General features: G+C 34.4%; 12 protein-coding genes. 6 read left to right on the top strand and 6 right to left on the bottom strand.

Translation table 11 applies throughout. The features are described from left to right. Positions 1 to 120 precede the first annotated feature (120 nt). The 3 genes from OZP09_RS14935 to OZP09_RS14925 all read left to right on the top strand — a co-directional run bounded on the left by OZP09_RS14935 (position 121) and on the right by OZP09_RS14925 (position 1893). A complete protein-coding gene (locus OZP09_RS14935; RefSeq protein WP_281309593.1) occupies positions 121 to 540 on the top strand; it encodes a Spi family protease inhibitor in 420 nt (139 codons plus the stop codon). Positions 541 to 660: 120 nt separating this feature from the next. Further along, complete coding sequence (locus OZP09_RS14930; RefSeq protein WP_281310765.1) at positions 661 to 1383, top strand: C10 family peptidase; 723 nt, start codon at positions 661 to 663, stop codon at positions 1381 to 1383. A 15-nt stretch (positions 1384 to 1398) separates the two neighbouring features. Continuing rightward, positions 1399 to 1893: a hypothetical protein gene (locus OZP09_RS14925; RefSeq protein ID WP_281309592.1), complete on the top strand. Its 495-nt coding sequence runs from the start codon at positions 1399 to 1401 to the stop codon at positions 1891 to 1893. 136 nt (positions 1894 to 2029) lie between these two features. On the opposite strand, the gene OZP09_RS22680 is transcribed toward OZP09_RS14925, so the two are convergent. The 6 genes from OZP09_RS22680 to OZP09_RS14900 all read right to left on the bottom strand — a co-directional run bounded on the left by OZP09_RS22680 (position 2030) and on the right by OZP09_RS14900 (position 10419). After that, positions 2030 to 2317 carry a site-specific DNA-methyltransferase gene (locus OZP09_RS22680; protein ID WP_432419454.1) on the bottom strand — a complete coding sequence of 96 codons (288 nt, stop codon included), beginning with the start codon at positions 2315 to 2317 and terminating at the stop codon, positions 2030 to 2032. A 431-nt stretch (positions 2318 to 2748) separates the two neighbouring features. Then, positions 2749 to 5271, bottom strand: coding sequence for a sodium-translocating pyrophosphatase (locus OZP09_RS14920; protein WP_269234527.1), 2523 nt, complete (start codon positions 5269 to 5271; stop codon positions 2749 to 2751). A 108-nt stretch (positions 5272 to 5379) separates the two neighbouring features. Then, the gene (locus OZP09_RS14915; protein ID WP_078227119.1) at positions 5380 to 5910 is read right to left on the bottom strand and encodes an inorganic diphosphatase; all 531 of its coding nucleotides are present in this window, start codon (positions 5908 to 5910) and stop codon (positions 5380 to 5382) included. 132 nt (positions 5911 to 6042) lie between these two features. Further along, positions 6043 to 6642 (bottom strand): DNA-3-methyladenine glycosylase family protein, encoded by a 600-nt coding sequence (locus tag OZP09_RS14910; protein ID WP_269234526.1) that lies wholly within the window; start codon positions 6640 to 6642, stop codon positions 6043 to 6045. A 228-nt stretch (positions 6643 to 6870) separates the two neighbouring features. Continuing rightward, a complete protein-coding gene (locus OZP09_RS14905) occupies positions 6871 to 9372 on the bottom strand; it encodes a DUF5686 and carboxypeptidase-like regulatory domain-containing protein (RefSeq protein WP_269234525.1) in 2502 nt (833 codons plus the stop codon). A gap of 69 nt (positions 9373 to 9441) precedes the next feature. Next, the gene (locus OZP09_RS14900; protein ID WP_025571585.1) at positions 9442 to 10419 is read right to left on the bottom strand and encodes a pyruvate dehydrogenase complex E1 component subunit beta; all 978 of its coding nucleotides are present in this window, start codon (positions 10417 to 10419) and stop codon (positions 9442 to 9444) included. Between the two features lie 481 nt (positions 10420 to 10900). Between OZP09_RS14900 and OZP09_RS14895 the strand changes: the two genes are divergently transcribed. The 3 genes from OZP09_RS14895 to OZP09_RS14885 all read left to right on the top strand — a co-directional run bounded on the left by OZP09_RS14895 (position 10901) and on the right by OZP09_RS14885 (position 13463). Beyond that, positions 10901 to 11647: an electron transfer flavoprotein subunit beta/FixA family protein gene (locus OZP09_RS14895; protein WP_269234523.1), complete on the top strand. Its 747-nt coding sequence runs from the start codon at positions 10901 to 10903 to the stop codon at positions 11645 to 11647. A gap of 60 nt (positions 11648 to 11707) precedes the next feature. Further along, the gene (locus tag OZP09_RS14890; RefSeq protein ID WP_269234522.1) at positions 11708 to 12676 is read left to right on the top strand and encodes an electron transfer flavoprotein subunit alpha/FixB family protein; all 969 of its coding nucleotides are present in this window, start codon (positions 11708 to 11710) and stop codon (positions 12674 to 12676) included. A 163-nt stretch (positions 12677 to 12839) separates the two neighbouring features. After that, positions 12840 to 13463 carry a bifunctional nuclease family protein gene (locus OZP09_RS14885; RefSeq protein WP_269234520.1) on the top strand — a complete coding sequence of 208 codons (624 nt, stop codon included), beginning with the start codon at positions 12840 to 12842 and terminating at the stop codon, positions 13461 to 13463. Positions 13464 to 13489 lie beyond the last annotated feature (26 nt).

Below are 13489 nucleotides of genomic sequence, written 5' to 3'. Positions count from 1 at the left end.
TTAAGTAAGAGTTCTTACTACGTTAAGTATTTTTAATTATGTAATCGGTATATTAATTAATTGCATTTATAAATAAAATACTTATAAAAAACATATAACAATTAGAAAAAAATCTTAATTTTGTATGAAAAAAAAGACATGATAAAAAAGAGTATCTATTATTTGTTTATATTTTTTGGTCTACTTACATCTTGCACCGAAAAGGATTATGAAGATAAAGCATCGGGATATTTAGAAGAAAATCTTGAAGTTGGACAAGACGCAAATTTTATTGATCCGAATGAAGTTCAAAATATTGCTACTGCCATATTTAAGAACAACAATAAAATATTTTCTAAAGGAGGTCTAAAAAAAAGCATCAGCGAAATAAAGCCTATTGGTTCAAATGTAAATAAACCATCATATTATATTATAAACTACAACGGTGGAGGATTTCTGATAATGTCAGGTGATAATCGGGCTATGCCAGTTTTAGCTTTTTCGAATGAAGATCATTTTGATACTAGTGCAGATTCATATCCAAGTTTATTAATAGAATAGTTGGAATCGCAAGATAAATATATTAAGGAAATACGGAAGAATTCCTTAAATGATAAATTAATTTTAGTTCCAGAGGATGAATGGAATATTAAGAACATAGAAAATTATATCAGTTCTAATATGAATTCAACGAATAAACCTCAATCGGTTAATGAAAGTGGTACTGGGTCTCTTACATTTCAATATGGACCATTGCTTAGTACAAGTTGGGGACAAGGAGTTGGTTACAATGACTTAGCACCTAATAATGGTTGTTCAAACTACTCTAATGGTAGGACACCTACTGGTTGTGTAGCAACTGCAATGTCCCAAATAATGAAATATTATCAATATCCTTCCAATTACAATTGGACTCAAATGTATGATGGAAGTGGTTCTAATGAGACTGCAAGGTTGATGCTCGATGCAGGAAATTCTGTAGGAATGGATTGGGGTTGTAGTGGATCTTCTGCTGAAACTAGTTCAGTGCCAAATGCATTAAAATCAACATTTGGTTATAGTGCTGCAGATTATATGGATTTTAGTATTGCGACAACAAAAAGCGAGTTAAATGCGGGATATCCTGTAATATTAAGAGGGGGGGAAAAAGCAACTAAATGGCTTATTTTTAATGTATATGAGAACGGACATGCCTGGATATGTGATGGCATCCGTCAGTATAGCGTTCCAGTACGAGTATCGGCAGGTTTGCATGGATATATTACAGTGTTTCATAATGCTTGGACATATCATATGAATTGGGGCTGGAGCGGTATGTATAATGGTTGGTATTCGGCGAGTTGGCAAGTTGGAAGTGATACATTTACCTATAAAGCAGGAATGGTTTACAATATTAGAAAATAATAAATAATAACAATAATGATGATTATTAAAACGTTACTAGCAATTTTGATGATAGGTGTATTTTTCTCATGCAATAATGATGAGAAGGATTGTTGTAAAATAATTGAAGCAACCATGTATTTCAAGATTGAGAACATAAATGGCGAGGATTTGTTAGACCCAGACTTTGATTATATAGATATTAATCAAATTAAAATATTTTACGCTAATGAGGATGGTATAAAGGTTAAAGTAGACAATTCTGAACTGGATGCTTCAAAGGGTTATGAAATAGTCCCGCCTGTTGTCGGTAACTCAAATTTCTATAGAATTAAGGTTCATTTAAATACTAAAAATATTCATAATAATATCTCTTCCACTTACGTTGAATGGTCATCTGAAGATATGGATGAAATAAAGACAGAATTTGATCTTTCTAATAATAATATTATTGCCAAAAAAATATGGGTAAACGGAGAATTAAAATGGGAAAGTAGTACCGGACAACAATTAATAACTATTATAAAGTAATATAATCTATAATGTTTCACTCCTTAATAAAAGTACCAATATAAAAGCAATCTTTAAAAAATAAATATAATTAAAAAAATCCTGAAGAACTTTGTTTTTCAGGATTTTGCTTTTTTGGAATGAATTAATAATTATTTTAAGATTTTAACGCACATCTATAAAAGTACCAACATCGTCTACTTTCACAATAAATTCGCCGATAGTAAGTCAGAAAGTTTCCGATAGCTTGAATTTGTTTTCGTTGGGTTAGGAATTTACCATCAATCGTTAATCCTATTTTGTTTTTGTAGGCCGTAAAACTATCGTTCAAATATTTTTTTTGCTCCATAAATTCTATGAATAAGGCTTGATTAAAAACCAAAACATCTTTTATAGGAATAAAAAAATGAGTTTTAACTTCTGGATTTTCTAATAATAAAGAGATTAATTATGTATCGCAATTTTGTGCTTTGCTAATGATTACCCATTTTTTTAAATCACCATCATCTGTAACATAATTAGGTTCATTTTTTAAAACTGCTTCGACCGTAGCGTATAATTTCATGTTTTTGTTGGAGTAACAAAAAAGAAGCGCAGGCTAATTGCATTTACTTGTCTACTGAGGTGGTCGAATACCTAATCCACAAAGTAAAGCAACGCCCACGCCTATGGCATGAACGTTAACTTAAACTCTCCTGTGGATTTATGAAATTTCGACCTTTCAGTAAACAGGAATTTTCGCTAAACGCTAATTTTTATATGTTGTTATTATCTATTTATCTTTTCAAAATTGATTGATTTATTTTAGCAAATATAGTTTTTTAAACTAAAAAATGCCTCCAAAAATTAGAGGCATTTTTTGATACTAACAAAGATTTATTTCGCAGCGTCAACTTTAGCTTTTACCTCAGCTTCTGTTCCTTCAAAAACTTCTGTAGTCGTTTTTCCGTTTTGGGTTTTGGTTACTGTCCCAACCGTAACGCCGTTTGTGGTCGAAAGATTCACTTCCACTCTGTTTTTATCAGTGTCAAAATGAGCCAGGCATTTTGCTGTTTCTTCTGCTGAACAGCCTTTTTCTTTACACATTTTAACACACTCTTCTTTGGTCATTCCTGACATATCTGCGCATTTCGAAACTCCGTCTGCATTCATTTCAGCCTTCATGCAACACTTTATTTCTTTAGGAGGCAATCCGCCATGCGGAATATTTGTTTGAGAAGAATGACCATTACCCAAGATAGGCGCAATAACCAATCCTATCAAACAAGTCAGTTTAATCAAAATATTCATTGACGGTCCAGAAGTGTCCTTAAAGGGATCTCCAACGGTATCTCCGGTTACGGCTGCTTTATGGGCATCAGAACCTTTATAAGTCATTTCACCATTGATCATCACTCCGGCTTCAAAAGATTTTTTAGCATTGTCCCAGGCACCTCCGGCATTGTTTTGAAAAACGGCCCAAAGCACTCCAGAAACTGTAACTCCAGCCATATATCCTCCCAGCATTTCAGCAATTAACTGATTGTTATCAGCATAAACTAATTTTCCTAAAAGAACAATTGCAATCGGAAAACCAATGGTCAAAATTCCAGGCAGCATCATTTCGCGTAAAGCGGCTTTAGTTGAAATCTCCACACATTTTCCGTATTCCGGTTTTCCGGTTCCTTCCATAATTCCTGGAATTTCCTTAAACTGACGACGAACTTCGTACACCATATCCATTGCTGCTTTTCCGACAGAATTCATTGCTAAAGCGGAGAAAACAACCGGAATCATTCCTCCGACAAAAAGCATCGCTAAAACGGGTGCTTTAAAAATATTGATTCCGTCAATTCCGGTAAAAGTTACGTAAGCTGCAAATAAGGCTAATGAAGTTAAAGCTGCAGAAGCAATGGCAAAACCTTTTCCGGTTGCTGCAGTTGTATTTCCAACTGAATCTAAAATATCAGTTCTGGTACGAACTTCTTTAGGTAATTCGCTCATTTCGGCAATTCCTCCGGCGTTGTCTGAGATTGGTCCAAAGGCATCAATCGCTAATTGCATCGCTGTTGTTGCCATCATTGCAGAAGCTGCCAGCGCCACTCCGTAAAATCCTGCTAAAGCGTAAGAAATCCAAATCGCTACAGCAAACAATAATACAGTTGGAAAAGTAGAAATCATTCCGGTCGCTAAACCAGCGATTACGTTTGTTCCGGCACCTGTTGAAGATTTCTGAACAATTGCTAATACTGGTTTTGTTCCTAACCCTGTGTAATATTCTGTTACTGATGAAATGGCTCCACCAACCACTAATCCCACTAATGTAGCATAAAAAACACGCATTGAAGAAATCTGTTGTGCTCCTTCTCCAAAGAATTCCATTGTCATTACTTCAGGCAGCATATATTTCACCAAAAAGAAACAGGCTATTGCTGTTAAAATAATCGAAATCCAGTTTCCTATATTTAATGCTTTCTGCACTTGTGCTTCTTTGGCATTATCGTCTGATATTTTTACCACTGTAGTTCCAATAATGGAGAATAAAATTCCGAAACCGGCAATTGCCATTGGAAGTAAAATTGGACCAATTCCGCCAAAAGCATCATTGATACTTCCACCCATATCTTTTATCACATAGTTCCCAAGAACCATGGCAGCTAAAACTGTTGCTACATACGAGCCAAATAAATCGGCTCCCATACCAGCCACGTCTCCCACATTATCTCCAACGTTATCCGCAATTGTTGCCGGATTACGAGGATCATCTTCCGGGATTCCCGCTTCAACTTTACCTACTAAATCAGCTCCAACATCAGCTGCTTTAGTATAAATTCCGCCTCCTACTCTGGCAAACAGTGCAATTGATTCTGCACCAAGCGAAAATCCAGCTAAAGTTTCTAAAACAACAGTCATTGTTTCAGTATCTTTCCAAACACCGTCTGAAAACAAATTAAAGAAAATTATAAAGAAAGCCGTCAAACCTAAAACAGCTAAACCCGCAACACCAAGTCCCATAACGGTTCCTCCACCAAAAGAAACTTTCAAAGCCTGAGGTAAACTGGTTCTGGCTGCCTGAGTGGTTCTAACGTTTGTCTTGGTTGCTATTTTCATCCCTATATTACCTGCATAAGCTGAAAATAATGCGCCAAAAATAAATGCTACTACGATTAATAAATGTGTTTTTACACCTGGAATAAAAGTAATCCCTGCTAAAGCTAAGCTGGCAATAATTACAAAGATGGTCAATAGTTTATACTCGGCTTTTAAGAAGGCTAACGCCCCTTCATAAATGTAATCTGAGATTTCTTTCATCTTACCGTCGCCGGCATCTTGTTTTAAAACCCAACTCCTTTTTATTCCCATGAAAAGTAATCCTAAAACTGCCATTGCAATAGGCAGGTAAATCATAAATGCATTCATATTTTATTGGTTTTGGTTAATAGTCAACGAACTAACTAAACGAATTTAAACAAAAAAGCAATACTCTTAACGGAGTATTGCTTTTTTTACAAAATATGATGCCTGAAATTATTTAATACTAAATAATCCTTCTGGTTTGTTTTCAATTTGATTAAAACGGTCTGTACATTCTTTGATAATTGCGAATGCTTCATTAACATCTCCCCATCCTTCTACATCCACTTTTTTGTTTTCAAGATCTTTATAAACCTGGAAGAAATGCTCGATTTCTTTCAATAAGTGTCCGTTGATATCTGAAAGGTCATTTAATGAATTCCAGATCGGATCTGAAACTGGTACGCAAATGATTTTTTCATCTGGTCCTTTATCATCTGCCATGTGGAAAACCCCAATTGGCTTCACTTCTATAACACATCCTGGGAAAGTTGGTTCGTTTATCAAAACCAATACATCAAGAGGATCTCCGTCAAGAGCTAAAGTTTCCGGAATAAATCCGTAATCTGCTGGGTACATCATTGAAGAGAACAACATTCTGTCGAAACGCATTCTTTTAATTTCAAAATCGTACTCATATTTATTTCTGCTTCCTCTTGGTATTTCGATCAAAACATCGAAAGTTGTTAGTTTGTCTGCGGTCATTTTCTTTTTTTATTATTTCTATAATTCGCTTGCAAAAGTAACCCAAAGAATCCTTTTTTACAATGAAAAAAATGCATTAATCTATATACTTTATTCATTATTTAATATACTTTCCTTTTATATAACAGCTAGTTAATATGTAATCTTACGATTTCGCTTATTTAAATAATAGTGCCATAGCAAATAGGTCGGATAAGACCGATACGGACTCCATTGTTCGGCATGAATTTGCATTTCTTTCTTATCTTGAATATTCAATAATTCTTTGATCGTATTTACGACTGCAATATCGCCAAGCGGAATCAAATCTGGTTCCTGAAGGCAAAACATTAGATAGATATCGATGGTCCAGTTTCCAATACCTTTTAACTTAATGAGTTCTTCCCGGACTTGTTTCGCTGATTTTGAAGCCAGACTTTCTATATCCAGTTTTTTATTTAAAACTGCTTCTGCTAAAATCCTGATGTATTTTGTCTTCTGACGGCTGACTCCGAGGTTTCTAAACTCTTCATCCTTCAAAGCAGCCATGTTTTCCGGAATGCAGGTTGTAAAAGATTTGATTTTTAAAAATGTGGCTTTCGTCGAATCTATTGAAACCTGTTGCTCCAAAATTAACAATACCAAAGTGTCAAATCCCTGTGGCCGTTTTGGGATTGATGGTAATCCGTACTTTTCGATTATTTCCTGGAATATTGGATTTTTAGATGAAAGAAAATCAATTGCTTCCTGCATGATTTTGATTTTAAGTGTATTTTCAAAAGTAAATAAAAATAATCTTGCAAAGATGTGGAGTCGCAAAGTTTTTGTTTCCCACAGATTTTGCAGATGAAGCAGATTTATTTTTACCTTATCACTTAAATTGTGAATAAAGCATAATGAGTGAAACAATAATCAACAAAAAAGTCGCAAAGAATCTAACCTTTGCGACTTTGTAACTTTGATGCTTTGCATCTTATATACTTAGAAATAAAATCCAAAAGATCCTTTTACTGCAAATTTAGCTGCATCGGGCATATTCAGATAATTTCCTCTCCATGAAAAATCAATTCTGAAAACTTTGAAGATATTTCCAATTCCGGCATTGTATTCCCAATACACTTTTTCGGGCGCATTATACGGAAGACCGGAAGCGTTTATGGCTCTGTTTTCATCAGAAATTGTTCCATGAACGGCTCTCACTCCTATAAATTCTCTCCAGTTCAGTTTTCTCATAAATGGGATTCTGGCAAATATTCTTCCTCCAAAATCATGATTCCATTGTAATGTTGTGTATTGATCTGTAACAAATTCGTAGAAATTCAGGTTGCTAAAAGTATTCTCAATCGTAAAATACGTCTGGTTCCCCGGAATTACACTCATTAATCCTAACGGAATTTTACCAAAAGTTTTTCCTGTTTCAAGTGTGATATTTGTTCTTCCTAACGGTCCTATAATAATAGGCTGTCTGTAAAACAACTGCACTTTTTCATAAGCAAAATCACTATTGAGTACTCCCTTAAGACCATAACTGAAGTTAACGAAGAAATGGCTAAACGGGCTGTCAACAAGATCCCTTTCAACTCCATAACCAATTGTTTTACGATTTGGCATAAACTCAAACTGAATATTAGCCTCAGATTGCGTAACCTTACTTTCAACTACACCAGCCGGATTTGAAACAGATGGCAAAGTTTTATAATAGTCTAAACTAAAAGTTTGAGATGCTGATTCTAACGTGCGATATGAAAAACCTGCAGAAACTATAAAATTTTTCTTAGCTTCCATTTCAATAGAAACGTTACTCAGATTAATATTGGTCAGTTTTCCGTTGCTTCCTGTTGTAAACAACGCCGAAGAAGCAAAACTTCGCCCTAAAACATCATTTGTTGTGGTTAAACTAGCTCCGATTTGTTCGATATCACGTCTGTTTCCTCCAGAAATAATCAATCTGTTTTTCTTATCCAGCATCCATTTTCCTGAAACGCCGTATTTGAATTTATTATCGTCAAATCCGTATGCTGTATAAGCCTGGATTCGCCATGGATCATTAGGTCCAAAATAAGTTCTTCCTCCTACCCTGAGCCTCAAACCCTCGACTTCATTATAACCGAAAGTAGAGAAAATAGGCCCATAATCGAAATTCTTGAATTCTACATAACCACTTCCTAAAATAGAAACTAAACTATAAAGCTGTTTAAATTTCTTGACTGTCTGCAAAGTATCGAGCATTTTATATATTCCCTGCTCGTCTTTATTTAGTTTTTCAAAACGATTTTCTTCCCAAAATTCATCCGGTCGTTCATAAACAGCATTATCTATAAAATTAACTTCTTCTTTATAAAATTTCTCCGGTTTCTGAATATTGAATTTATGATTTCTATATAAAGTCGTTCGTTTTCCATAAACCCCTTTAGATTTTTCCTTCTTATTCAAAGCAAAATCCGACATCATATAATCGCGGGTTAAAAGGAAAACCGAATCGTTTTCTACTTCAAATTCCTGTTCGATATAAATATCTTTTACCCAGTTAATATTGGCGCTTTTGGTAACGCCCATATTAATTTTTTTGATGGCAAAAGTCGAATCGTTTACCCAGAAATCTCCTTTAAAAGTCAGTTCGTTTTTACGTCTTGGATAAAAAACAATATTATAACACCATTTTTTGTCAATAAAAGCACTGTCTTTCAACACATAATTATAAACATCAATTCCCGTTTTTGAAAGCGGGCTTGTAAAACTTTTATCAAAAAACTTAAGGTGATTGTCGTAGATATTATAATCCGAATAAAGATCTTTTACAAAAGACAAAATCTGCTGATTCCCATTGAATCCTGACATTTTATTTCCGGATAAATTTTCTTTTACTTTCTTTAATTTATTATCTCCGTAAACATCATATACGGATTCGTTGATAAAAATTGGTAAATACGTTTTACCTGTAACATCAGAAGTATCGACATGATTGAAAACAAACTCCATTCCTTTGAAAAGTTTATTTTTCATGAAAGCACTATCAATCGTGTTCATATCGAACTCGACTTTTTCGTACTTCTGCATTTGATACTGATTGAATTGATAAAGACCATTTTTACGTTTTCTTTCCCAAATCTTCCTCAAGATATCCAATGCCGGATTGTTCTTTTTTGAAGTTTTACCGGTAAAAATAACAACTTCATTAAGCGCCTCAGGTTCGCTTAAGACAATTTTAAAATTATAATTTACTGCTTTTTCCAAAGGAACTTCCTTATCTGAAAATCCTGCAGAAGTCACTAACAAAGCGGTATACGTATTTGGTGATTCTAAATAAAAACGTCCGTCTTCATTAGAAACTATTCCCGTATTTGAACCCTTAAAAACCACATTTGCAAACGGAACAGGCTGATTGGATTTGTCCAAAACAATTCCACTCACTTTAGTTTGCGCAAAAACATGGTTTGCTAAAGCAAATACAAAAAACAGGCTGAGTAAAATTATTCTTTTCATATTCCGGCAAAAAAAAACTTCATCAATTAACCAATGAATGATGAAGTTTTTATGAGTATGTATGTATTATTATTTGTACATTACTTTTTTTACTGCTTTCACTACATCACCTGCATTAGGCAACCAGTCTTTCAGTAAAACAGGTGAATAAGGTGCAGGAGCATCAGCAGTTGTAATACGCTGAATTGGCGCATCAAGAAAATCAAAAGCCTGCTCTTGTACGATATATGTGATTTCAGATGAAATACTGGCGAATGGCCAAGCTTCTTCTAAAATTACCAAACGGTTTGTTTTTTTAACAGATTTTAAGATTGCTTCATTATCCATAGGGCGAACTGTTCTTAAATCGATAACTTCACAAGAGATTCCTTCTTTTGCTAATTCATCAGCAGCGATAAAAGCTTCTTTGATGATTTTTCCGAAAGAAACGATTGTTACATCAGTACCTTCACGCTTAACATCAGCAACCCCAATTGGAATTACATATTCTCCGTCCGGCACTTCTCCTTTGTCACCATACATTTGCTCTGATTCCATAAAAATTACAGGATCATTATCACGAATTGCTGATTTCAAGAGTCCTTTTGCATCATAAGGAGTTGAAGGCACAATAACTTTAAGACCCGGAGTGTTTGCAAACCAGTTTTCTAAAGCCTGGGAGTGAGTTGCTCCTAATTGACCTGCAGAAGCAGTTGGTCCGCGGAAAACGATAGGCACATTAAACTGTCCTCCTGTCATCTGACGCATTTTAGCAGCGTTGTTTATAATCTGATCAATACCAACTAAACAAAAGTTGAAAGTCATATATTCTACAATTGGTCGGTTTCCGTTCATTGCAGAACCTACAGCAATTCCTGTAAACCCAAGCTCAGCAATTGGAGTATCGATTACTCTTTTTTCGCCAAACTCAGCAAGCATTCCTTTTGAAGCTTTGTATGCTCCGTTGTATTCTGCAACCTCTTCGCCCATTAAATATATGGATTCATCGCGACGCATTTCTTCGCTCATCGCTTCGCAAATGGCCTCTCTAAATTGTATTGTTCTCATAGTTGTATGTTATATTCTTTTTTCTGATGAGCAAAAATAAATATTTTAAATAACTTAAAAGCATAAATTGACTTTAAAATAACAGCAACTTCTCTTTCTTCTTTCACTTTTAACTTTTTAAAATTTATTGTGATATTTACAAAATAGACATAGTGTCACTTTTCATCATTAAAAAATATTTCATAAAACCCCATTTTATCTGATTTATTCTAAAACATTCAAAAATCTTTTTTTATGTTATTTCGAGAAAGAACATTAATTAACTATCATTAAGCGTTCTACATACCCTCAAAAAATAAAATTCTCTAAAAACCTATACTATCAATAAAATTTTGATTTTATTTTTTTAGAAAAGTATCCCAAAAACCAGCAATTTCCGAAATCGTAATAGTTTTAAAAAATATTATGCATGCATAGTATAATTATTCCAAATTAAATTCTAAATTTGTAAAAGCATATTATAAATTCAAAATATATACTTATGAAAATATTGGTTTGCATCAGCCATGTGCCTGATACTACTTCAAAAATTAACTTCTCCAATGGTGATTCAGAATTTGATACCAATGGTGTACAATATGTAATTAATCCTAATGATGAATTTGGTTTAACCCGTGCTATCTGGTTTCAGGAACAACAAGGAGCAAATGTAACGGTTGTAAATGTTGGTGGTCCGGATACAGAGCCAACTTTACGCAAGGCTTTGGCAATTGGTGCGAATGAAGCAATTCGTGTAAATACAAACCCAACAGACGGTTTTTTTGTTGCTAAACAATTGGCTGAAGTAATTAAAAATGGCGGTTACGACTTAGTAATTGCAGGGAAAGAATCTTTGGATTATAACGGTGGAATGGTTCCTGGTATGATTTCCGGAATTTTAGGTTATAACTTTTTAAATTCCTGTACAGCTATTACTGTTGACGGAAACAATGTAAAAGCTGTTCGCGAAATTGACGGAGGAAAAGAAACAGTAAGTACTACTCTTCCTTTAATTATTGGAGGTCAAAAAGGCCTTGTCGAGGAAAAAGATTTACGTATTCCAAACATGAGAGGAATTATGACAGCAAGAACAAAAGCGCTTACCATTTTTGAGCCAGTTGATGCAGCTGTTAATACAAAAGCTGTAAAATTTGAAAAACCAGCTCCTAAATCTGCAGTAAAATTAGTGCCTGCAGATAATTTAGATGAGTTAATCAATTTATTACACAACGAAGCGAAAGTAATCTAGTATTGAGTGTTCAGTTTAAAACCTGAAACTTGAAACTAATAACCTTTAAACAAAAATATCATGTCAATATTAATATATGCAGAATCTGCAGAAGGAAAATTTAAAAAAGTCGCTTTCGAATTAGCTTCTTACGCTAAAAAAGTAGCAGAATCATTAGGAACTACGGTTACAGCTTTGACTGTAAACATAAGTGATGTTAGCGAATTAGCAAAATACGGAGTTGACAAGGTTTTAAAAGTAAACAATGATAAATTAGCTGGTTTTAATGCAAAAGCTTACGCTGATGTTATTAAACAAGCAGCTGAAAAAGAAGGGACAAAATTAGTTTTGCTTTCTTCAACTACAGATAGTATTTACCTTTCGCCATTGGTAGCTGTAGCCTTAGAAGCTGGATTTGCTTCAAATGTAGTGGGATTACCGGTTAGCACTTCTCCATTTCAGGTAAAAAGGAATGCTTTTTCAAACAAAGCTTTCAACATTACAGAAATCAGTACAGATATAAAAGTTCTGGGTCTTGCAAAAAACTCTTATGGCATTTTTGAAAGTGCAGGATCTGCAACCGAAGAAGATTTTAATCCTTCAATTGGAGATAATGATTTTGGTGTAAAAGTAGATTCTGTAGAAAAAGTAAGCGGAAAAGTATCAATAGCTGATGCAGATATTGTAGTTTCTGGAGGACGCGGATTAAAAGGCCCTGAAAACTGGGGATTGATAGAAGATTTAGCTGCCGTATTGGGCGCTGCAACGGCATGTTCAAAACCCGTTTCTGACTTAGGATGGAGACCTCACAGCGAACACGTTGGACAAACAGGGAAACCAGTTGCCACAAACTTATATATTGCTATAGGTATTTCAGGAGCTATTCAGCATATTGCCGGTATCAACTCATCTAAAGTGAAAGTAGTCATTAACAGCGACCCTGAAGCCCCATTTTTTAAAGTAGCAGATTATGGTGTCGTAGGAGATGCTTTCAAAATCGTACCACAATTAATTGAGAAACTAAAAGCTTTCAAAGCGCAACATTCTTAATTTAAAAATTCTCTGTAAAAATATAGCTGCCTAAAAATAAGATAATCGTATCTTTGTTTAGGTGGCTTTTTTGTTCCATATTTTTTGATTAAAATTGCACCTTTATTTTTCAGTCAAAAAAAGTATTAAATAGAGGCGCTAAGTGCCTTTTTTACAAACATATATGAGTCTAGTAAAATTATCTATAAAGGGAATATCATACAGTCAAACTCAAAATGGCGCTTATGCCTTAATTTTGAACGAAGTGGATGGCGAAAGAAAATTACCAATTGTTATTGGCGCTTTTGAAGCCCAATCAATTGCTATTGCCTTAGAAAAAGAGATTAAACCTCCCCGCCCATTAACGCATGATTTATTTAAAAATTTCGCCGAAAGATTTGACATAGTAGTAAAACAGGTCATTATACATAAACTTGTTGACGGTGTTTTTTATTCAAGCTTGATATGCGAAAGAGACAAAATCGAAGAAATTATTGATGCCAGAACATCTGATGCTATTGCATTGGCGTTAAGATTCAGCGCTCCAATATTTACTTATAAAAACATTTTAGATAAAGCCGGAATTTACCTGAAATCAAGTACTGCAGAAACCGATCCCGGCACACAGGAAATTGATGATGTACTTTCTAATCCTGAAACGTTTGGTCAGGAAGAAGAAACAAATCAGTCCGGAGATGTTTATGCCAAACACAGCTTACAAGAGTTGAATGAATTATTGGATCAGGCAGTTTCTCAGGAAGATTATGAAAAAGCCGCTAAAATTAGAGACGAAATCTCCAGAAGATAAAATTCATAGATTTTTGACTTTAGATT

This window comes from Flavobacterium flavigenum, from assembly GCF_027111255.2.
In the GTDB taxonomy this organism is placed as follows: domain Bacteria; phylum Bacteroidota; class Bacteroidia; order Flavobacteriales; family Flavobacteriaceae; genus Flavobacterium; species Flavobacterium flavigenum.
This window is presented reverse-complemented; position numbering and strand designations above follow the sequence as displayed.

Coding starts and splice junctions, on each gene's coding strand:
- OZP09_RS14930 (WP_281310765.1), top strand. CDS start 661: ATGAATTCAACGAATAAACCTCAATCGGTTAATGAAAGTGGTACTGGG.
- OZP09_RS14925 (WP_281309592.1), top strand. CDS start 1,399: ATGATGATTATTAAAACGTTACTAGCAATTTTGATGATAGGTGTATTT.
- OZP09_RS14920 (WP_269234527.1), bottom strand. CDS start 5,271: ATGAATGCATTTATGATTTACCTGCCTATTGCAATGGCAGTTTTAGGA.
- OZP09_RS14915 (WP_078227119.1), bottom strand. CDS start 5,910: ATGACCGCAGACAAACTAACAACTTTCGATGTTTTGATCGAAATACCA.
- OZP09_RS14910 (WP_269234526.1), bottom strand. CDS start 6,642: ATGCAGGAAGCAATTGATTTTCTTTCATCTAAAAATCCAATATTCCAG.
- OZP09_RS14905 (WP_269234525.1), bottom strand. CDS start 9,372: ATGAAAAGAATAATTTTACTCAGCCTGTTTTTTGTATTTGCTTTAGCA.
- OZP09_RS14900 (WP_025571585.1), bottom strand. CDS start 10,419: ATGAGAACAATACAATTTAGAGAGGCCATTTGCGAAGCGATGAGCGAA.
- OZP09_RS14895 (WP_269234523.1), top strand. CDS start 10,901: ATGAAAATATTGGTTTGCATCAGCCATGTGCCTGATACTACTTCAAAA.
- OZP09_RS14890 (WP_269234522.1), top strand. CDS start 11,708: ATGTCAATATTAATATATGCAGAATCTGCAGAAGGAAAATTTAAAAAA.
- OZP09_RS14885 (WP_269234520.1), top strand. CDS start 12,840: ATGAGTCTAGTAAAATTATCTATAAAGGGAATATCATACAGTCAAACT.